The sequence below is a fragment of the Novosphingobium sp. IK01 genome, from assembly GCF_033242265.1.
Taxonomy (GTDB): domain Bacteria; phylum Pseudomonadota; class Alphaproteobacteria; order Sphingomonadales; family Sphingomonadaceae; genus Novosphingobium; species Novosphingobium pituita.
On the sequence record NZ_BTFW01000001.1, the window covers coordinates 1,435,125 to 1,455,409 of the forward strand.

Genomic DNA, 20,285 nt, shown 5'->3' on the forward strand with positions numbered 1-20,285 from the left:
GGCCCGCGCGATTGCATGGTTGACCTCGCGCGCCACCGACCTATGGAACCTTAGATACGGCCCGCCCAGCAGCGGGCCGTGCTGCACCATGGCCCCGGTTCATCTCGGCGCTCGCTACCACGCCGACCAGCTTCAACGCTGACCACACTTCAAAACCGGCCAACAAGGGCAATTCACCAGATGATCGACGAACTCGTGGGCGTGGCCCATGTGCCCGATGGCGTGGAAATCCGACTCGTCCGTCATGGCGAGGAATTCACCATCCTGCTCGAAAATACCGAGCTGATGAGCACGCGGGCCAATGCCTCGGAAGAGGCGCTCGCCACGCTTACCTGCGAGCAGCTGGCCGGGCGGCCTGCCCCGCAAGTGCTGATCGGTGGCTATGGCATGGGCTATACCCTGCGCGCCGCGCTGCTGGCGCTGCCCGCCGATGCCGGGGTGATCGTGGCCGAGATCGTGCCCGAGATCATCGCCTGGGCACGCGGACCGATGCACGCGCTGACCGGCGACTGCCTCGACGATCCGCGCATGATGATCCTGGACGAGGACGTCGCCATGCTGATCGGCGCCGCGCGCGAGGGCTATGACGCGATCCTGCTCGATGTCGACAATGGCCCCGAGGGCCTGACCCGGCGCGACAACAACGGGCTCTATTCGCCCGCCGGACTCGCGCGGGCCTGGAACGCGCTGCGTCCGGGAGGGATTCTGGCGATCTGGTCGGCCTTTGCGGCCCCGGCCTTCACCGCCCGGCTCGAACAGGCCGGTTTCAGCGTGACGCGCACCGTCGTGCGCTCGCGCGGGAACGGACAGGGAGACCGCCACATGATCTGGCTGGCACGGCGCCCGTCCGCCGCCTGAAGGCAAGGACCGGGGGCGGCCTTCCCTTGACCCGCCCCCCGTGTTCCGGGCACAAACCCGCCATGCTGATCCGCAATGCAGGGCCCGCCGATACGCCAGCCATTCTGGCGATCTACAACCACGCCGTGAAGCACACCACGGCAGTCTGGAATGCCACCCCCGCGACCCTGGCCGACCGCGAGGCATGGCTGGCCGACAAGGCCCGGCGCGGCTTTCCCGTACTGGTGGCCGAAAAGGATGGCGCCGTGCGCGGCTATGCCACCTATGGCGAATTTCGCGCGTTCAGCGGCTATGCAAAGACCGCCGAGCATTCGGTCTATGTCGATCCGGCCAGCCACCGGCAGGGCATCGGCAAGGCCCTGCTCGAAGCGCTCGTCGCCCATGCCGGACGGGCCGGGCTCCATGTTCTGGTGGCCGGGATCGATGCCTCGAACACGGGCTCGATCGCGCTGCATGAAGCGCTCGGGTTCGTGGTGGCCGGGCGCCTGAACGAAGTGGGTCGCAAGTTCGACCGCTGGCTCGACCTGCTGTTCCTGCAAAAGATCCTCGAACCGCCGCTCTCCTGAAACGACGGGCCTGGCCTCGCGCCGGGGCAGCCATCCCCGCCACCAGGCCAGCGCCTCCTCCCCCCTGAAAATCACCCGCAAACCGCGTGTTCCGGCGCGAAAATATCACGCGTCCAAATACTTGGAAAAGCGATCCGAAGTCGCGCCGGGTAATAAGGATCGGTTATGTAGTCCATCAGAAAGCGTTACCCCCGTTGCCAAGATGGCGGCTATTGGACAGCGTGATATTCACGACGAAATGGCACGTTGAGGCATACTGCCCGGACAAGGCCCCGCAACCGGGACCGCCCCCGTGCAGGCTGCTTCGATCCATTGCTTGCAGATAGGCAGCGACATGACGCATTTTGATACGATCAACCCCGCCACGGGCGAGGTTCTGGCCAGCATCCGCATCGACGGGCCCGCCGATATCGACGCCGCCGTCGTCAAGGCCAAGGCTGCGCAGAAGATCTGGGGCGCGATGACCGGCACCGAGCGCGGGCGCATCCTGCGCCGGGCGGTCGACCTGCTGCGCGAACGCAACGACGAACTGGCCCTGCTCGAAGCGCGCGACACCGGCAAGCCGATCCAGGAAACCAGCGCCGTCGACATCCTCTCGGGCGCGGACTGCATCGAGTATTACGCCGGGATCGCCGCCACGATCGCGGGCGAGCATGTCGATCTGGGCGCGGGCGCCTTTGGCTATACCCGCCGCGAGCCGCTGGGCGTGACCGCCGGGATCGGCGCGTGGAACTATCCGATCCAGATCGCCTGCTGGAAGTCGGCCCCGGCGCTGGCCTGCGGCAATGCGATGATCTTCAAGCCCGCCGAACTGACCCCGCTGACCGCCATCGAGCTGGAAAAGATCTATATCGAGGCCGGCGTTCCCGAGGGCGTGTTCCAGGTCGTGCAGGGCTTTGGCGACACTGGCCGCCTGCTCACGCTGCATCCGGGCATCGCCAAGGTCTCGCTGACCGGCGAAGTGGGCACGGGCCGCAAGGTCATGGCCGACGCTGCCGCCACGCTCAAGCAGGTGACCCTCGAACTGGGCGGCAAGAGCCCGCTGATCGTGTTCGAGGATGCCGATCTCGACAATGCCGTCTCGGGCGCGCTGCTCGCCAATTTCTATTCGGCGGGCGAAGTCTGCTCGAACGGCACGCGCGTCTTTGTCCATGAAAGCGTGCGCGCGGCCTTCCTCGACAAGCTCAAGGCCCGCACCGAGGCGATGATCGTGGGCGATCCGCTCGATCCGGCGTCCCATGTGGGCGCGCTGATCTCGACAGGCCACATGGAAAAGGTGCTCGGCTACATCGAGAAGGGCAAGGCCGAAGGCGCCACCCTCGTCACCGGCGGATACCGCGTGCTGGCCAACGCATGCGACAAGGGCGCGTTCGTCGCCCCCACGATCTTTGCCGACTGCACCGACGACATGACCATCGTGCGCGAGGAAATCTTCGGCCCGGTGATGAGCGTGCTTTCGTTCACCGACGAGGCCGAAGTGCTCGAACGGGCCAATGCCACCGAATTCGGGCTGGCGGGCGCCGTCTTCACCCGCGACCTCACCCGCGCCCACCGCGTGATCGCGCTCCTCGAAGCGGGCACCTGCTGGATCAACACCTACAACATCACGCCGATCGAGCTGCCCTTCGGCGGATACAAGCAATCGGGCCTTGGCCGCGAGAACAGCCGCGCGGCCATCGAGCACTACACCCGGTTGAAGTCGGTCTATGTCGCGATGGAGCCAATCGATGCCCCGTACTGAGCCCCGCTACGACTATATCATCGTGGGCGCAGGCAGCGCCGGATGCGTGCTGGCCAACCGGCTGAGCGCGGATGGCACCAACAAGGTGCTGCTGCTCGAATCGGGCGGTTCCGACCGCTCGATCTTCATCCAGATGCCCGCCGCGCTCGCCTATCCGATGAACACCAAGCGGTGGAACTGGGGCTATCACAGCGAGCCCGAACCCCACCTCAACAACCGCCGCCTGCACTGCCCGCGCGGCAAGGGGCTGGGCGGTTCCTCGTCGATCAACGGCCTCGTCTATGTGCGCGGCAACCCGCTCGATTTCGAGCACTGGGAGGAAGCGGGCGCGCGCGGCTGGGGCTATGCGCAAGTCCTGCCCTATTTCAAGCGCGCCGAAACCCGCAAGGAAGGCGGCAATGCCTATCGCGGCGGCAGCGGCCCGCTCTCGACCACCTATGGCACGCTCGACAACCCGCTCCACCAGGCCTGGATGGATGCGGCGGTCGAAGCCGGCTACGAGCTGACCGAGGACTACAACGGGTTCCGTCAGGAAGGCTTTGGCCGGATGGACATGACCGTGCGCGATGGCGAACGCTGCTCGTCGGCCAAGGCCCATCTCTACGAGGCGATGAAGCGCCCCAACCTGACCGTGATCCAGCATGCGCTGGCCTCGCGCATCCTGTTCGAGGGCAAGCGCGCGGTGGGCATCGCCTATGAGCGTGGCGGCAAGACCCACGAAGTGCGTGCGGGCAAGGAAGTGATCCTTTCGGGCGGGCCGATCAATTCGGTCCAGCTGCTCAAGCTTTCGGGCATTGGCCCGGCAGAAGAGTTGCGCGCGCTGGGCCTGCCGGTCCTCGCCGACCGTCCGGGCGTGGGGGCCAACCTTCAGGACCATCTAGAATTCTATTTCCAGATGGCCTGTACCCAGCCGATCACCCTGTTCGGCCACGCCAATCTGGTGGGCAAGGCGAAGGTCGGCACCGAGTGGATGCTCCACCGCACCGGCCTTGGCGCATCGAACCACTTTGAATCGTGCGGCTTCATCCGCAGCCGCGCGGGGATCCAGTATCCCGACATCCAGTACCACTTCTTCCCGATGGCCATCGACTACGACGGCTCGTCGCTGGCGAGCGAACATGGCTTCCAGGCCCATGTCGGCTCGATGCGCTCCAAGAGCCGGGGCACCGTCACCTTGCGCAGCGCCGACCCGCGCGAGCATCCGGTCATCCGCTTCAACTACATGAGCCATCCCGACGACTGGACCGAGATGCGCGCCTGCGTGCGCCTGACGCGCGAGATTTTCCAGCAACCCGCCTTCGCCCCGTTCCGCGGGCGCGAGATGCAGCCGGGCGCCGATTGCGTGACCGACGAGCAGATCGACGAATTCTTGCGCGAACGGCTGGAAAGCGCGCTGCACCCTTCGTGCACCTGCAAGATGGGCGCCATCGACGACCCCATGGCGGTCGTCGATCCCGAACTGAAGGTGATCGGGGTGGCGGGCCTGCGCGTGATCGACAGCTCGGTCATGCCGCGCATCACCACCGGCAACCTCAACGCGCCGAGCATCATGATCGGTGAAAAGGGCGCCGACCACGTCCTGGGCAAGGGTATGCTGCCCCCGGCCAACGAACCCTATTATGTGAACCCCAACTGGGAAACCAGCCAGCGATGATCGGCGAAGACATCACCCTGGCCGAAGCCAGACCGGGCGACGTGCTCCATCCGCCTCATGGCGAACCGGGCACGGGCGAACTCCATCGCTCGCTCGACTGGAAGGGCGCGTTCTGGGCCTCCTCGGGGGTTCCGGCGGGCGTCCTGCTGACGATGGGGGGCATTGCCGCCACCATCGGCCAGCCAAGCTGGGTGGTGTGGATCGCCTCGATCCTGATGGGGTTCGTCCAGAGCTTCGTCTATGCCGAGATCGCCGGTCTCTACCCGCACAAGTCGGGCGGGGCCTCGGTCTACGGGGCGGCGGCCTGGCTGCCCTACAGCAAGTTCGTGGCCCCGGTCTCGGTCTGGGCCAACTGGCTGGCCTGGTCGCCGGTGCTGGCGCTCGCGACCAGCCTTGGCGCGGGCTATGTCATGGCCGTGCTGTTCGGGCCCGATGCGGCCATCGTCCACTGGCAGATCACGCTGGTCGATCTGGGCATGATCCGCGAAGGGCTGACCTTGCGCATCAACGCGGTCTCGCTGATCGCCACGGTGTTCCTGCTGATCACTTTCGTGCTCCAGCACAACGGCGCCGCGCGCGCGGCCTATGTCCAGAAGATCCTGGGCGTGGCCTGCCTCGCGCCGCTGATCCTCGTGGGGCTGGTCCCGCTGATCACTGGCGACCTGCCCGCCGACCGGCTGTTCCCGCTGCTCCCCCTGCTGCGCGATGCCACTGGCGCACCCCATTTCGGAACCTGGGATGTCTATGGGCTGACGCTTCTGGCGGGCGCCATGTTCGGCGCGGGCTGGTCGACCTACGGCTTTGAAACAGCCGTGTGCTACACCCGCGAATTCGGCAATCCGGCGCGCGATACGCCGCGCGCGATTCTGGCCTCGGGCGTCTTGTGCATCCTGATCTTCACGCTCGTGCCCCTCGCCTTCCAGGCCTCGCTCGGGCTCGACAACATGCTTTCGCCGGGCATCTACGACGGCTCGGGCGTGGCGCAGGCGCTCGCCTCGATCCTCGTGAAGGCGATGGGCGCGGCGGCCAGCAGCCCGACGGCCATGCTGGTGACCCGCGTGTTCATCGCGATGCTGATCCTCTCGCTGCTGCTGATCGTGATGACCTCGATGATGGGCTCGTCGCGCACGCTCTACCAGGCCTCGGTCGATGGCTGGCTGCCCAAGTACCTCTCGCGCGTCAACGACCATGGCGCGCCCACGGCGGCGATGTGGACCGACCTCGGGTTCAACCTCGTCCTGCTGCTCGCCTCGGACTACTTCGCGGTGCTGATGATCAGCAACGTGTGCTACCTCGCGTTCAACTTCCTCAACCTGCAATCGGGCTGGATCCACCGGATCGACCGCCCGGAGCGCGAGCGTCCGTTCCGCGCGCCGACCTGGCTTCTGGCGCTGGGCTGCGGCTTCGGCTTCGTCAACATGGTCTTCATGGGCGCGGGCGCCGAAGTGTGGGGCATGGGCACCTTGCGCAACGGGCTGGTCGCGCTGTTGTTCATCGTGCCGGTCTTTGCCTATCGCCACTATGTCCAGGACAAGGGCATGTTCCCGCACGCGCTGGTCGAGGACTATGCCCGCGACGAACAGGGCCGCATGGTCCGCAAGGCCGGCATCCTGCCCTGGCTGGCGCTGGCGGCCTGCGCGGCGGTGATTGTCACCGCGCACATGCTGTCCAGACTGCACTGAAAAACAACCCCCGAGGAACAACCACCGAGGAACAACCAGCGGGCCCCCTTCACGGGTGCCCGATGGCCCCTTCTTCATCCTCCCGCGCATTCTCGCGGATCACGATATCCCAGACCGCGAGGAACAGCGCGGCGATCATCGGGCCGACGACAAAGCCGTTGAAGCCCATCAGTTCGAACCCGCCGAGCGTGGCGATCAACACGACATAATCGGGCATCTGCGCATCGCGCCCGACCAGCACGGGCCGCACGATATTGTCGACGCTGCTGATGATGAAGAACCCGCACAGGAACAGCGCCACCCCCTGCCAGATCGCCCCGGAGGCCAGCAGGACCAGCGTGACCGGCACCCATACGATGCCCGTGCCGATCGCCGGGAACAGCGAAAACACCCCCATCGCCACCCCCCAGAGCAGCGCGCCGGGAAGCCCCAGCAGCCAGAACGTGAGCCCGCCGACCAGCCCCTGAAGCACGGCCACCACCAGACTGCCCTTGATCGTCGCGCGCACGACCGTGACGAAGCGCGAGAGCAGCAGCGCGCGCAGATCGGGCGGCAGGGGAATGGCCCGTTCGACGCGCGCGGCCAGCGTCCGCCCGTCGCGCAGCAGGAAGAAGGTGAGATAGAGCATCACCCCGAGCGCCAGAAAGAAACCGAGCGCCCCCTGCCCGATGCTCAGCACCCGGCCCGCCATGGTCTGGAAACTGCTGGTCATCAGCCGGTCGAAGCGGGCATGCAGGCCGTCGACATCACCCAGCCCGGCCTGAACCAGCCTGTCGCGTGCCCAGCCGGGCAGGATCGCCTGAACCCGGTCGAACAGCGTGCCCAGATCGATCCCGCCCCGCTCGATCCGCGCATAGACGGCGCGCGCCTCGTCGAGCAGGGCCAGCCCCAGCAGGATCGCGGGCACGACCACCACGACCACGATCACCACAAGCCCCGCCAGCGCCGCCCGGTTGCGCCGCCCCGGCATCGCGGCCAGCAGCCGGGCATGAAACGGCGCGAACAGCACCGCGGCCACCACCGCCCACAGGATCGCCCCGGAAAAAGGCATGACCAGCCAGGCAAAGGCCAGGCTCGTCGCCACCACCAGCGCCACGAAGAACCCCCGCGCCGACATCCTCGTCTCCTCCATCGAATCGCGCCATTGTCGCGCGGATGCCTGACACGGCAAGTCTTGCGCCGGACAAGCCGATTCGAAATCACCGCCCGAATGCACCGTCACACCGCGTCCGCGCAGCGCATCCGGGTGCAGCATCGACCGGCCCGATACATGCAGACAACCCTGTCAGACAGCATGCGCCCTCCCGGTCTCCCGCTTTCCCGGATGGCCCAGGCCCCGCCTGTGAAACCCGGGCACCGGTTTGTCGATCACGCGGAAACCTTTTATTACAAAGTCATGCCGGTCTTTCATGGCGCTCATCTATCGGCACGGAAAGGCAAAAGTCGCTGGCTCGAAAAAGTCGCCAAATTGGTCCCCCATTTCTGAAAGACGGCAACTTGTCGAATTATGCACAGCGCGTGTATCAGGCTCTGGCGCATCCTTGCCGGCATTGCGTTTGTCGAACCCCGGTTCCCGAACCTGGCTTCTCCAGGCTCACCGTCATCACGGTTTGTGCTTACGACGCATTAACCCATTTCGTTCATGACCAAGACATGCCGACGCCGCATTCCAGCACCGATCAAGCTCCATCGATGGTACGCGCGTTGCTGCTGGCATTTGCCGGCTATGCACTGCTGGCAGCAACCACCATCACAATGACCAGCGACGGGCGCGACCATGCGACCGTGTGGCCCGCCGACGCGGTGGTGCTGGCCTTGCTCCTGCTGATGCCCAGGCGCCACTGGCCCATGCTGCTGGCGGCAGGCTGGCTGGGCAACCTGCTGGGCAATGCCCTGACCCGCGACTGGTCGTTCGGGATCGTGCTCTATGGCGCGATCAACATGGGACAGACCTTTCTGGCCGCCACCCTGATCGACCGCCATGACGCGAGCCGGGGCCTGCTCAGCGACGGTCGCGCGACCTTGCGGTTCCTGCTCATGGCCGGCCTGCTGGCGCCAGCCATGGGCGCGCTGCTTGGCTCGATGGTCTCGCTGGCCAGCTATGGCGAACCGTTCATCCCCTCGTTCCTGCGCTGGTACACCAGCAATGCGCTGGGGTTCCTGATCGGCGCGCCGTTCTTCAAGGCGGTGTTCGACGGCAGCTACTGGGCCTGCTTGCGCGAGAAATCGCCCTCCGGCCGCTTCGAGGGCTTCGCCCTGCTCGTCCTGCATGCATCCGTGCTGGCGGTGGTCTTTTGCCAGTCCACGCTGCCGATCCTGTTCCTGCCGATGAGTTCGCTGCTCCTGCTGGCCTTCCGCCTGGGCAAGCTGGGGGCCGTGGCCGGGGTGATCATGGTCGCTGCCGCAGGGGCCACGGCGGGCTACTTCGATGTCGGCCCGGTCGTCCTGATCCGGCACAGCCCGGCCATCCAGGCCGTCTTCTTCCAGGTCTATCTCGGCACGATCCTGTGCACGGCGCTGCCGGTGGCTGCCGTGGTTTCCTCGCTGGCCGAAGCGCACAACAGGCTGACCGAGCAGCGCCTCGTGCTGCAACAGATCCTCTCGCAGTCTCCCGACGGGGTGCTTACCTTCGACATGGCCGGCACCTGCCGCTGGGCCGACGGGCGGCTGAGCGAGCAACTCGGCCTCGATTCGGCCAGCCTGGTCGGCAAGTCGCTCGACGAACTGTCGGAAATGACCAGCGACCGGCTCGCCGATCTCATTGCCAGCGCACTGGAAACCGGCGACGAGGCCATCGGCGCCGACTTCGAGCCGGTCGGGCATCCGGGCACCATTCTCGAAGCCTCGGTCGGCGTGCTGGAGACCGATGGTGCCCGTTCGGGCGTGGTCGCGACCTTGCGCGACATCACCAAGCGCAAGCAGCGCGAAACCGCGATGGTCCGCATGGTCGAGACCGACGACCTGACCGGGGTGCTCAACCGCAAGGGCTTCCGCAGCCACCTGGCCCCCGCCATCGTCCGCCATGATGGCCCGCTCGTGCTCGCGCTGATCGATGTCGATCATTTCAAGATGGTCAACGACCAGTATGGGCATTCGGTGGGCGACGAAGTGCTCAAGGAAATCGCCGCCCGCCTGAGCGCCGGTTCGCGCAGCACCGATCTGGTCGGGCGGCTGGGCGGCGACGAATTTGCTATCCTGTTCCGCTGCGACCTGCCGACCGCACGCAAGGCCTGCGAACGCATCGCCGCGGCCATCCGCAACCAGCCGGTCTACCGCCACGGCAAGCTCGGGGTCCTGGCCTCGATCAGTTGCGGGCTGGCCGAATATCGCGAAGGGATGACCCGCGGCGAACTGTTCGATGCGGCGGACATGGCGCTCTACGATGTCAAGCGCACCGGACGCGACGGGGTCAGCACCGCATCCGACACACCCGTCCGGCTGGCCTGACCCCCTTCGCGGGCCAACCTGCCAGCTTCGCGCCAGCCTGCGCGGGCACCTTGGTCAGTTTCGCCCCCGCCTGCGCGGGCGAAGCGCATCGCGCATGGCAATGCTCGAATTGATCCGCGTCACCCCCGGCAGGCGCGAGAGCACCTCGCCATGGATCACCTCGTAGGCCGCCACGCTCTCGGTGCGCACGCGCAGCCAGTAGTCAACGTCGCCGGTCATCAGGAAGCATTCGCGGATTTCCGGGCATTGCCGCACCGCATTCTCGAAGCGCGAGAGATAGTCCTCGGTCTGCCGGTCGAGCGTGACCTGCACCACCACGTCGACCCCGCGCCCCTCCTCCACGTCCGAGCCGGTCACCACCGTATAGCCGCGAATGATCCCGCGCTCTTCCAGCATGCGAATGCGGCGCAGGCAGGCCGAGGGCGAAAGCGCCACCGCCTGGGCCACCTCGGAATTGGGCTTGCGCCCGTCGGCGCGCAGAATCCGCAGGATGGCGCTGTCGGTATCGTCCATCAACGAAGACATATCGTGTCAAATCCCCCGTTCAATCATGCGTACAGTGGCATAAATTGATCGATCATGCCAATATGAGGCAGCCTATTTGACAGGACATGCGATACCATTGATCACAGATCGCGGCCCTTTCCTGCCTGGCCGCGTTGCAGACGAGGGGCACGATGGCAGCCGGAGCAAGATTGACGATCGACCTGGCGGCGCTGGCCGCCAATTACCGGACCCTGTGCGCGCAAGTCGCCCCGGCGCGCGTGGGCGGGGTGGTCAAGGCCGATGGCTATGGCCTTGGCGCGGCCCTCGTCGCGCGAACCCTGATCGCGGCGGGGTGCGAACACCTGTTCGTCGCGCTTCAGGGCGAGGCCGAGGCCCTGATCCCTCATGTGGGCCCGGTTCCGGTCTATATCCTCAACGGCCTGCTGCCCGGCGGCGAGGAAGCCTGCGCACAAGCCGGCGCAATCCCCGTGCTCAACTCGCTCGATCAGGCCCGCCGATGGGGCGCGGAGGCCGAACGGCTGGGCCGCCGCCTGCCCGCCGTGCTCCAGGTCGATACCGGCATGTCGCGCATGGGCCTTCCCCCCGAGGAGATCGACGCCCTGCTCGCCCGGCCCGAACTGCTCGCCCGGTTCGACATGCGCTGGCTGATCAGCCATCTGGCCTGTGGCGATGACCCTGCCGACCCGGCCAATGGCGCACAGGAAGCCCGCTTCCGCGCGATCGCCGCCCGCTTCCCCGATGTTCCCCTTGCCCTCGACAACAGCGGCGGCGCGTTCCAGTCGCGCGGCCATTTCAACCTCGTGCGGGCGGGCATCGCGCTCTATGGGGGCACCCCGAGCACCGGCCCCAACCCGATGCGCGCGGTCGTGGCGCTCGAAGCGCGGATCGCGCAACTGCGCACGATCCCGGCGGGCACGGGCGTGGGCTATGGCCTAACCTTCCAGACCACCCGCGAGACGCGCATCGCCACGATCCCGGTCGGCTATGCCGATGGCTGGCCCCGGTGCCTGGGCAATCGCGGATCGGCCTTCATCGCGGGCACGCGGGTGCCTGTCGTGGGCCGGGTCTCGATGGACAGCATCACCCTCGACGTGACCGACATCGCGCCCGAACACCTCTATCCCGGCGCCCCGGTCGAACTGATCGGCCCGCACCAGACGATCGATGCGGTCGCCGCCGATGCGGGCACGATCTCCTATGAAATCCTCACCCAACTGAGCCGCCGGTACGAGCGCGTGGTCCTGCCCGCCCCTGGCCTCACCTCTCCCCCCACCCCCGAACAGCGGAGCATTCCCGCATGAGAATCGCGATTTGCGGCAGCGGCGTCATCGGCGTCACCTCGGCCTGGTATCTGGCGCAGGCCGGACACGAAGTCGTCGTGATCGACCGTCAGGACGGCCCCGCGCTGGAAACCAGCTTTGCCAATGCGGGCGAGATCTCGCCCGGCTATGCCTCGCCCTGGGCGGCGCCGGGCATTCCTCTCAAGGCGCTGCGCTGGCTGATGATGGATCACGCCCCGCTGATCCTGCGCCCCAAGCCCGACATGGCGATGCTGCGCTGGCTGGTGGCGATGCTGGGCAACTGCACGCAAAGCGCCTATGCGATCAACAAGAGTCGCATGGTCCGCCTCGCCGAATTCAGCCGCGACTGCCTGGCCGCGCTGCGCGAGGAAACCGGCATTTCCTATGATGAGCGCATGCAGGGCACGCTGCAACTCTTCCGCGAGCAGAAGCAGCTCGACGGGATCGGCAAGGACATCGCCGTGCTCAAGGCCGATGGCGTGCCCTTCGAGGTGCTCGACCGCGCGGGCTGCATTGCGACCGAACCGGGCCTTGCCCGCTCGTCCGCGCCCATCGCCGGGGGCCTGCTGCTGCCCAACGACGAGACAGGCGACTGCTTCAAGTTCACCAATGCGCTGGCCGACATGGCCAGGGCCAAAGGCGTGACCTTCCTCAACAACACGACGATCACCGCCATGGTCGAGGACGCAGGCCGGATCGTGCGCGTCGAAACCAGCAAGGGCCCGGTCGTTGCCGATGCCTATCTGGTGGCCATGGGCAGCTATTCGCCCCACCTGATGGCGCCGCTCGGGCTTCACCTGCCGATCTATCCGGTCAAGGGCTATTCGCTGACCGTGCCCATCGTCGAGGAAGCCCATGCCCCGGTCTCGACCCTGCTCGACGAGAGCTACAAGGTGGCGATCACCCGGCTGGGGAACCGCATCCGCGTGGGCGGCATGGCCGAAATCTCGGGCTTCAACACCGATCTTCCCGCAGCCCGGCGCGCCACGCTCGAAATGTCGGCCAGTTCGCTGTTCCCCGGCGCGGGCGCGATGAAAGAGGCCACGTTCTGGTCGGGCCTGCGCCCGATGACGCCCGACAGCACCCCGATCATCGGCCCCACCCGCCTGCCCAACCTGTTCCTCAACACCGGGCACGGCACGCTGGGCTGGACGATGGCCTGCGGCTCGGCCCATGTGATCGCCGACATCATCGGCGGCAAGCGCCCGGCCATCGAAGCGGCCGACCTCGCGCTCAGCCGCTATTGACGCCAGACCGGAAAAAGAGGGGGCAGGCTGCGGACGATCCCGCAGGCCTGCCCCCCTTTTTTTGCCATCAGAACGCGTACTTGACCGAAACCAGCGCCTGACGCGGCGGAATATAGGTGCTGAACACCTGATGCGTACCGTAAGGATCGGTGAAGCGCGAGGAAATGCCGTCGACGTTGAACAGGTTGGTAACCGTCGCCGAGACCGAGAACCCGGTGCCCACGAAATCGTAGTTGGCGAAGAGGTTGACCTGCGAATAGTGCGGCGTCTTGTCATACCAGGCCGACTGGAAGACGTTGGACTGGAAGCCGCCACGGTAAAGGTACTGTGCGCGCAGCATCAACTTGCCGGGCCCCGCCTGCCCCGTCCACGAGATCGCCCCGCTGCCCTGCACCGTGGGCATGTTGGGCACGGCATTGCCCTTGACGTTCTGGTAGGCCGCCGCACGCGACAGATAGGCCGCATAGTAGTTGCCATAAAAGCCGCCGGTCCCGGCAAAGCCTGCCGCCGCCTGCGCCGCGGTTGCGGTGATCGGGTTGAGCGCCTGGAAATCGTCGGTGAACGAACCGTGCTGGAGCGAAAGGTTGCCGTCCAGACGGAGATGCTCGGTCGCGCGCCAGTCGGCCTCGAACTCCCCGCCATAGATATGCGCCATCGGCACGTTGCCGATCCCGTAGGAATAGAGGATCGGGTCGTCGTTGATGAACTGCATGTTCTTGTAGAGATAATAGAAAGCCGCCGCATTGAATTGCAGGCGATTGCCGAAGAAGCGGTTCTTCGACCCGATCTCGAAGCTGTCGACGGTTTCCTTGTTGAAATTGCCCTGCACGCCATAGGGGTTGCCCATCGAGATGAACGACCCGAACCGACCGGCATTGGTATTGACCCCGCCCGGCTTGTAGCCACGGGTATAGCTCACATAGACCATGTTGACGGGCGTGATGTCGTAGTTGACCGCCGCCTTCCAGGTCAGCGCATCACTGATATTGGCAGGGCCGGACGAACTGGGCTGGAGATAGACCCCCGAGGTCTGCGAGCTTCGTCCACCCGAAATGCTGTCGCTCTCGCCCACGTACTTGTCGCGGTTGTAGCGCAGGCCCGCCGTGATCGAGAGGCGGTCGGTCAGCTTGTAGGTGCCCTGCCCGTAGAACGCGAAGGAATCGCGCGTGATCGACGAAAGCTCGGCATATTGCAGCGCCGAGATCAGCGGATCGTCATAGGCCGTGTGCATCGCCAGCGGCGCATTGAGCCCGTCGCCGGTGGCCGCGCTATATTCGTTGATATAGCTGCTGTTGCGGCTGTGGAGATAGACGCCCCCGATGATCCCCTTGAAGCGCCCGCCCTTGTCGTAGGCCAGGTTGACTTCCTGCGTCCACGACTTGGCTTGCTGCTGCCAGAGGGCGATATGGTCATAGGCCGCCCCGCCGGTGTTTGCGCCCTGATATTGCAGGAACAGCGCCTGGTTGAGGCCATCGCCATCCCAGCCCTGCCGCGACAGCAGTTTCTGGTAGCTGGTGATCGAGGTCGCCACCAACCCGTCGAAATCGAGCTTGGCGACACCATAATAGAGCTGCGTGCGCACATAGCTGGTGCCGGGGAAATCCTGGGTCACCTTGCGCGGATCGGGATTGGGATCGAGCACGTTCTTCTGCTCGGCCCCATTGGCATCGCCGCGATACTGGATCGTGCTGAGCAGCAGGCTGAACACCGTGCCCGGCGTCCACTTGATCGAGGCCTTGCCGCTGATGGTGTTGGCATCGCTCAGCGGATAGCCGGGCTGCCCGGCCACGTCGGTCGCCTTGGCATAGCCGTCGTGCTTCATGAACTGGATCGCGCCGCGCGCGGCCAGCGTGTCGGTGATCGGCACGTTGAGCGCGGCATTGGTCGTCACGTAGTTGTAGTTGCCATATCCGGCATCCACATAGCCCGAAAGCTTGTCGGTGGTCGGCTGGGTCGAGACGACATTGATCGTGCCCCCGGTCGAGCCTTGCCCATACATCGTGCCCTGCGGCCCGCGCAGCACCTCGATCTGGCTGACATCGGAAAAGGCGGCGTTCGCGGCAATCGAATTGAAGATGTAGACGCCGTCGATGTGATAGGACACGCCCGACTGGGTGGCCGGATTTTCCGGCGTTCCCAGACCGATGCCGCGGATCGCAATATTGCGCTCGCCCCCGTTGCCCGAGGCCACGACAAGGCCCGGCACGCTGCCGTTGAGGCCGCCGATCTCGGTGATGTTGTTCTGCCTGAGCAAGTCGGCGGTAACGGCGGTGACCGCCAGATTGGCCTTTTGCAGCGTGGTGTTGGTGCGCTCGGCCGAAACCACGATCTCGCCCAGTTGCCCGTTGTTCTGAGCGGCGTCCGTCGGCCCTCCCTGAACGCCCGGAACGGCGGCATCGCCCCCATTTTCGACAGCACTTTCGGCCGCATGGGCCTGACCGGCCATCACGGCGGCGATGGCCAGAAACGAGCTGGTGAAAGTCTTGCGGACTTGTTGCGATATCCTCACGGAGAGCCCCTTAGCTTTTTTGACGGCCGGTTGCGCGGCCTGTTTCGTTCGGTCCCTGGCCTTCCCCACCCCATCCCCCGGATCACGCCGGACCCGGCACGCCGCACCGGCTCCATCGGCCCCGCGGTCGCCTGACCCGACGGTGCCGCCGGTGTCTGCGTGGTAAAAGTGGGTTAACAGGGGCGCGCGGACAAGCCTCGATATTTGACGCACAGAGCCCTTTGTCCTGACACCCGGAGCCCGTGAAACCGGCTCCAGAATGCCCGGAACAGCGGCCTTTCCAGCGTCAAATCATGCCCTTGCCGGCGCAAAATGCCGATCCAGGGCCGATTCAGGCAGCGCCCACCTGCCGCAACCGCTCCACCGTCCGGGCATCCTGCTCGCCATGATAGGCGATGAGCCCGGTCAGGGCCTGCGCCTCGCGCACGAGGGCGCGATAGAGCAGGAACAGGATCGAGCGGCGCTGCTTCGCATGGGCGCCCATCTCCGCCCGCAAGGCCTCGCGGTCAGAGCCACGCAACAGGTCGACGAAATGCTGCACGCTCTGGCAGATGACCTCGATATCGGCCTGCGCCGCCTCGGGAAAGTCAGGGTCTTCGAGAACCGGGTACATGGTGTCCGCACCGTCCTGCGCGCCCGCCCCTTTGCGCACATCGAGCGTCATGCCCATGCCGTTGTAGTTGGCCATCTCCAGCAGCGACTGGTCGATCCACAGGCTGCTCAGCCCGTTGATCAGCGAGCCGACCGCCAGCGTGCCCTGCGACCGCGCAATCGCCCGATAGCGCAGCCGCGTGGCCAGCCGGTTGCCCAGAAAGTGGAACATGAAAGTATCGGGCGCGATCCCGGCATGGCGATAGAGCTGGTGGAGCGACCAGCCCGTCCCGCACAGATCGACCACCAGCGACCTGTCGCAGGCGATCGAGCGGAAATAGGCCAGATAGTCCTCGCTCGCGTTGAGGCGCGAGACCCGGCTCGTGTAGAAATAGTGCGAGCGGGCGCGGCAGGTGTCACCGGCCAGCGCCTCGTAGACATCCTTGAGGAACAGGCAGTCGCGGCTGGAAAACAGCACGTTGCGATAGCCCTTGGCGATGACTTCCCCGGCAATGTAATGCGAGATGATCACCAGCATGGGCAGGTTGTACTGGACCTGAAGCAGCCGGATGCGATCGCGCGAGGTCTGCCCGCCGGTCCCTGCGTCCCCCTGCGTGCCACACAAGGTCAGCCGGGCCTCGCGCACCAGCCGCGCCAACTGGACATAGCCATGGCCCATGAGCGCGCGTTCGGCCTGCGTGGGCGCGCTCAGCGTGGTGTGCATGGCCCGAAACCCGGCGGCGCGCGCATTGGCAATATCGCTGCGCCAGTTGTCGCCCATGTGCAGGCTGGTGTCGGGCAACAGGGTCCGGTCGCGCCAGACCTTGCCGTTGCGCTTGCCATGGCTCGACAGCAGGATCCCCACTTTCCGTTTGAACCCGGCCTTTGCCAGCAGCGCCTTGATCACCCGGAGCGGAAGATACATGTCGGTGATCAGCATGTCGCCGTCGCGGACCTGGTCCATGTTCTCGCGGATCGGGATCACCTGGGCCAGTTCGGTGTCGATCTCGGCCTCGCTCAGGGCCTTGGCTTCCTCCTGCGAACAGAACCCGGAGCGGGCCAGTTCGGCATAGATGTCATCGAGGGTGTAATCGCGCTCGCTGACCACCTTTTCGGCCTGACGGCGCGCACGCGCGAAGCCGGGCCTGCCCACTTTGCGTTCGACAATCTCGAAGACCAGCGCCGGGTCGATGCAACGCCTTGCAATCAGGGTGTCAAAAATATCGAACGTACGCATGAAACGCAGTGCAACCTTGCCAGAGCCGACCGGCAGCCCGCCGGGATGCGGTCAGGAAGCCGGGGCCGCACGTTTGTGCCGGATCAGGCGCGCGGGCAACCGGGAATTTCACGACAGGGCCCGGTTGCCGCCTCAATCAGGACCAGGCCCTCAAGGTCTTTGCGCAGCAATACGGTGTCCATCGGAATCTTGCGGGCCGGCTGCCCGGACAGGTCATCCCGGCATGGCGCAATGCACGATGTGCGACTCGTCCCGATCCCCGCCGCCTGAGGCACCTGACAGGGCTGAAAAACGCGCCCGTTGCGCGGCATTCGCCACCGGACGGCCCGGCATTTTGGCCTGAAAACAACCACCCGCTCCCCCAACCCCGGATTTTGGAATCGCCTTCGCACAAAGGCCTTGTGCCCGGTGATTTTCCATTTTAGATTGTTATGAATCGTAACAGAATTGCGACGCCGGAATGAAGGTGCCCGCCCGGTTGCGGCGCCAGAATTTTGATAAGCGCAAAAATGCGCCAATGAGTGAGAGGATGTCTGATGCCTGAAATTCGCGCACTTGCGCGCGTACCCCTGCGTGCGCGCCTGCTGTCTGCTGCCACCCACCCCCTCACAGCTCTGGCCCTCACCGCCCAGATCGCCGCGAGCCCGTCGGCCATGGCTCAAGCTGCGCCCTCCCCGTCCGCGCAGGCTGCAACCGAGCCGCAATCGAGCGAGGAACCCGCCTCCACCACGGGCATCCCCGGCGAGATCATCGTCACCGCGCAAAAGCGGGCCCAGGCCCTGTCCGACGTGTCGCTCTCCGTCGCCGCAGTCGGCGCCGCCCAGCTTCAGGCCAACAACACCGTCTCCCTCGAAGGTCTCCAGACGCTGGTTCCCTCGATCAGCTTCGGCAACGACTTCAACTTCGCCAAGCTGTTCATCCGCGGCATCGGCCTGTCCAGTTCGCTGCCCGGCGTCGATCCTTCGGTGGCCTTCCATGTCGATGGCGTGGTCGTCTCGCTGCCCCAGGCGCAGCTGGGCTCGATGTTCGACCTCGAACGCGTCGAAGTGCTGCGCGGCCCCCAGGGCACGCTCTATGGCCGCAACGCGACCGGCGGCGCGATCAACCTGATCACCGCCAAGCCGACCGACCACCTGACCGGCTATGTGCGCCAGACCATCGGCGGCGAGGCCCTGCTCACACAGACCGATGCGGCGATCAGCGGCCCCCTCGCCCACGGGATCAGCGCGCGCATCGCCGTCCAGCGGATCGACCGCGACGGCTATGGCGTCAACGAATTCACCGGCAACACCATCGACAATGCCCACCAGTGGTCGGTGCGCGGGCACCTGATGCTCGAACCGACCGAAAAGCTCTCGATCCTGCTCACCGGCGAGCTGCACACCGAGAAGGATCGCGGGCTGGCGGTGAAATTCCGCGAGGTCTCGTTTCCGGGAACCACCATCCCGAGCCTGACCGCGCTGGGCCAGCGCACCAATCCCGACGGCAGCCAGGCCGCTTTCGCCAAGAACGTGCGCGACCTCAACACCAACCTCGACCCGATCAACGACCGCCGCCAATATGCGTTCACCGGCGTTGCGACCTATGACGCCAGCGATGCGCTCACGATCAAGTCGGCGACCTCCTATCGCGACTTCCGCGCCTACTTCTTCCAGGATTTCGATATTTCGAGCTACACCGGCTATCCGCTGGCCCAGACCAACGCCGTCAAGACCAGCGCCAACCACTGGCAGCCGGTCTGGCAGCACCAGTTCAGCGAGGAACTCCAGGCCAACTACGAGAGCCAGCGCCTCCACGCGATCCTCGCGGCCTTCTACCTCAAGGAACACATCCGCGTCGAAAACCACATCGGCTACGACGTGCTGACCGACACCGATCCCTATCGCGTCCAGTTCGACGGCAAGCTCGATATCGAGACCTGGGCCGTCTTCGCCAATGCCACCTACGACCTGACCGACCAGCTCTCGCTCAAGCTGGGTGGGCGCTATTCGTGGGAAAAGCGCCACGTCGCCAACAATGCGGGCATCGGCACCGCAGCCACCGGCTTCCAGCTCGACCCCTTGCAGTGGAACACCAGCAAGACCTGGACCGATTTCTCGCCTTCGGCGGGCCTCGAATATCGCCCGTCCGACCCGGTGATGCTCTATTTCAACTGGTCGCGCGGGTTCAAGTCGGGCACGGCTGAAATCGGCGCGCGGCGCAGCGCCACGGCGACCACGCCTTTCGTGAACCCCGAAAAGGTCGAGGCCTTCGAAGGCGGCATCAAGTATTCGAAGGGCACCCTTCAGGCCAACCTCGCGATCTTCTACCAGAAGCTCAAGAACGGCCAGTTCCAGCGCTCCTTCCCGATCCCCGTCGCACCCTATTTCGCCAGTTCGCTCGACAATGCGGCGGCCTCGCGCTCGTATGGCGCCGAAGTGGAATTCCGCTGGCAGGCCACCCGCGCCCTCGCGCTCGATCTTTCAGCGGCCTATCTCAACTCGAAGTTCACCGACTTCCACTCGACCAACCCGCTCGACCCGGTGCTGTTCGGCCCCAATGCCAGCACCGTCGTGCCCGAAGACCTCTCGGGCAACTATACCCGCATGAGCCCCAAGTGGACGCTCAACTTCAACCCGACCTACCGCATCCCCCTCGCCAGCGGCGCCAACGTCACGCTGGGCACCAACATCGCCTACCGGTCCAAGCAGTATCACACCGAATTCAACGATGATCGCCTGTCGCAGAAAGCTTACACGCTGATCGATGCCAATGTCCGCTACAAGCATTCGGACGGGCGCAGTTCGATCAACCTGTGGGTCAAGAACCTGACCGACAAGCTGGTCTGGGCCGGCAGCTATGCCGTGGCCACCAGCCGCACCATCGGGGGCACCCTGATGGCGCCGCGCACCTATGGCGCGACGTTCGGCTACGAGTTCTGACGTGCCGGCAAGCGGGATGGACGC

13 protein-coding genes are annotated in these 20,285 nt (G+C 65.6%); 9 read left to right on the top strand and 4 right to left on the bottom strand.

Annotation, left to right across the window (positions count from 1 at the left end; translation table 11 throughout):
- Positions 1 to 180: 180 nt before the first annotated feature.
- The 5 genes from SBI20_RS06710 (at position 181) to SBI20_RS06730 (ending at position 6,501) form a co-directional block, all read left to right on the top strand.
- The gene (locus tag SBI20_RS06710; RefSeq protein ID WP_317974330.1) at positions 181 to 858 is read left to right on the top strand and encodes a polyamine aminopropyltransferase; all 678 of its coding nucleotides are present in this window, start codon (positions 181 to 183) and stop codon (positions 856 to 858) included.
- Between the two features lie 62 nt (positions 859 to 920).
- Positions 921 to 1,424, top strand: a complete 504-nt coding sequence (locus SBI20_RS06715; RefSeq protein WP_317974331.1) for a GNAT family N-acetyltransferase — start codon at positions 921 to 923, stop codon at positions 1,422 to 1,424.
- Positions 1,425 to 1,758: 334 nt separating this feature from the next.
- Entirely contained in the window at positions 1,759 to 3,165 is a 1,407-nt protein-coding gene (gene betB / locus SBI20_RS06720) for a betaine-aldehyde dehydrogenase (RefSeq protein ID WP_317974332.1), read from the top strand.
- The gene (gene betA / locus SBI20_RS06725; RefSeq protein WP_317974333.1) at positions 3,152 to 4,819 is read left to right on the top strand and encodes a choline dehydrogenase; all 1,668 of its coding nucleotides are present in this window, start codon (positions 3,152 to 3,154) and stop codon (positions 4,817 to 4,819) included. Before betB ends, betA begins: the two co-directional genes overlap by 14 nt.
- Positions 4,816 to 6,501, top strand: a complete 1,686-nt coding sequence (locus SBI20_RS06730) for an APC family permease (protein ID WP_317974334.1) — start codon at positions 4,816 to 4,818, stop codon at positions 6,499 to 6,501. Before betA ends, SBI20_RS06730 begins: the two co-directional genes overlap by 4 nt.
- A 49-nt stretch (positions 6,502 to 6,550) precedes the next feature.
- Here the strand turns inward: SBI20_RS06730 and SBI20_RS06735 are convergent, their stop codons facing one another.
- On the bottom strand, positions 6,551 to 7,618 hold the full coding sequence (locus tag SBI20_RS06735; protein ID WP_317974335.1) for an AI-2E family transporter: 1,068 nt from the start codon (positions 7,616 to 7,618) through the stop codon (positions 6,551 to 6,553).
- A 575-nt stretch (positions 7,619 to 8,193) separates the two neighbouring features.
- Here SBI20_RS06735 and SBI20_RS06740 point away from each other — a divergent pair.
- Positions 8,194 to 9,948, top strand: a complete 1,755-nt coding sequence (locus SBI20_RS06740; protein ID WP_317974336.1) for a sensor domain-containing diguanylate cyclase — start codon at positions 8,194 to 8,196, stop codon at positions 9,946 to 9,948.
- Positions 9,949 to 10,002: 54 nt separating this feature from the next.
- On the opposite strand, the gene SBI20_RS06745 is transcribed toward SBI20_RS06740, so the two are convergent.
- Positions 10,003 to 10,473, bottom strand: a complete 471-nt coding sequence (locus SBI20_RS06745; RefSeq protein ID WP_317974337.1) for an Lrp/AsnC family transcriptional regulator — start codon at positions 10,471 to 10,473, stop codon at positions 10,003 to 10,005.
- 170 nt (positions 10,474 to 10,643) lie between these two features.
- Between SBI20_RS06745 and alr the strand changes: the two genes are divergently transcribed.
- On the top strand, positions 10,644 to 11,756 hold the full coding sequence (gene alr / locus SBI20_RS06750) for an alanine racemase (RefSeq protein WP_411911500.1): 1,113 nt from the start codon (positions 10,644 to 10,646) through the stop codon (positions 11,754 to 11,756).
- Positions 11,753 to 13,003, top strand: a complete 1,251-nt coding sequence (locus tag SBI20_RS06755; RefSeq protein ID WP_317974339.1) for a D-amino acid dehydrogenase — start codon at positions 11,753 to 11,755, stop codon at positions 13,001 to 13,003. Before alr ends, SBI20_RS06755 begins: the two co-directional genes overlap by 4 nt.
- Before the next feature lie 67 nt (positions 13,004 to 13,070).
- Here the strand turns inward: SBI20_RS06755 and SBI20_RS06760 are convergent, their stop codons facing one another.
- The gene (locus SBI20_RS06760) at positions 13,071 to 15,512 is read right to left on the bottom strand and encodes a TonB-dependent receptor (protein ID WP_317974340.1); all 2,442 of its coding nucleotides are present in this window, start codon (positions 15,510 to 15,512) and stop codon (positions 13,071 to 13,073) included.
- 331 nt (positions 15,513 to 15,843) lie between these two features.
- A complete protein-coding gene (locus SBI20_RS06765; RefSeq protein ID WP_317974341.1) occupies positions 15,844 to 17,340 on the bottom strand; it encodes a hypothetical protein in 1,497 nt (498 codons plus the stop codon).
- A gap of 536 nt (positions 17,341 to 17,876) precedes the next feature.
- Between SBI20_RS06765 and SBI20_RS06770 the strand changes: the two genes are divergently transcribed.
- Positions 17,877 to 20,261, top strand: coding sequence for a TonB-dependent receptor (locus SBI20_RS06770; protein WP_317974342.1), 2,385 nt, complete (start codon positions 17,877 to 17,879; stop codon positions 20,259 to 20,261).
- The last annotated feature ends 24 nt before the right edge of the window (positions 20,262 to 20,285 follow it).

Bases quoted from the DNA above. Each gene is read 5' to 3' on its own strand.
- SBI20_RS06710 (WP_317974330.1), top strand. From the start codon at position 181: ATGATCGACGAACTCGTGGGCGTGGCCCATGTGCCCGATGGCGTGGAA.
- SBI20_RS06715 (WP_317974331.1), top strand. From the start codon at position 921: ATGCTGATCCGCAATGCAGGGCCCGCCGATACGCCAGCCATTCTGGCG.
- betB (WP_317974332.1), top strand. From the start codon at position 1,759: ATGACGCATTTTGATACGATCAACCCCGCCACGGGCGAGGTTCTGGCC.
- betA (WP_317974333.1), top strand. From the start codon at position 3,152: ATGCCCCGTACTGAGCCCCGCTACGACTATATCATCGTGGGCGCAGGC.
- SBI20_RS06730 (WP_317974334.1), top strand. From the start codon at position 4,816: ATGATCGGCGAAGACATCACCCTGGCCGAAGCCAGACCGGGCGACGTG.
- SBI20_RS06735 (WP_317974335.1), bottom strand. From the start codon at position 7,618: ATGTCGGCGCGGGGGTTCTTCGTGGCGCTGGTGGTGGCGACGAGCCTG.
- SBI20_RS06740 (WP_317974336.1), top strand. From the start codon at position 8,194: ATGGTACGCGCGTTGCTGCTGGCATTTGCCGGCTATGCACTGCTGGCA.
- SBI20_RS06745 (WP_317974337.1), bottom strand. From the start codon at position 10,473: ATGTCTTCGTTGATGGACGATACCGACAGCGCCATCCTGCGGATTCTG.
- SBI20_RS06755 (WP_317974339.1), top strand. From the start codon at position 11,753: ATGAGAATCGCGATTTGCGGCAGCGGCGTCATCGGCGTCACCTCGGCC.
- SBI20_RS06765 (WP_317974341.1), bottom strand. From the start codon at position 17,340: ATGCGTACGTTCGATATTTTTGACACCCTGATTGCAAGGCGTTGCATC.
- SBI20_RS06770 (WP_317974342.1), top strand. From the start codon at position 17,877: ATGCCTGAAATTCGCGCACTTGCGCGCGTACCCCTGCGTGCGCGCCTG.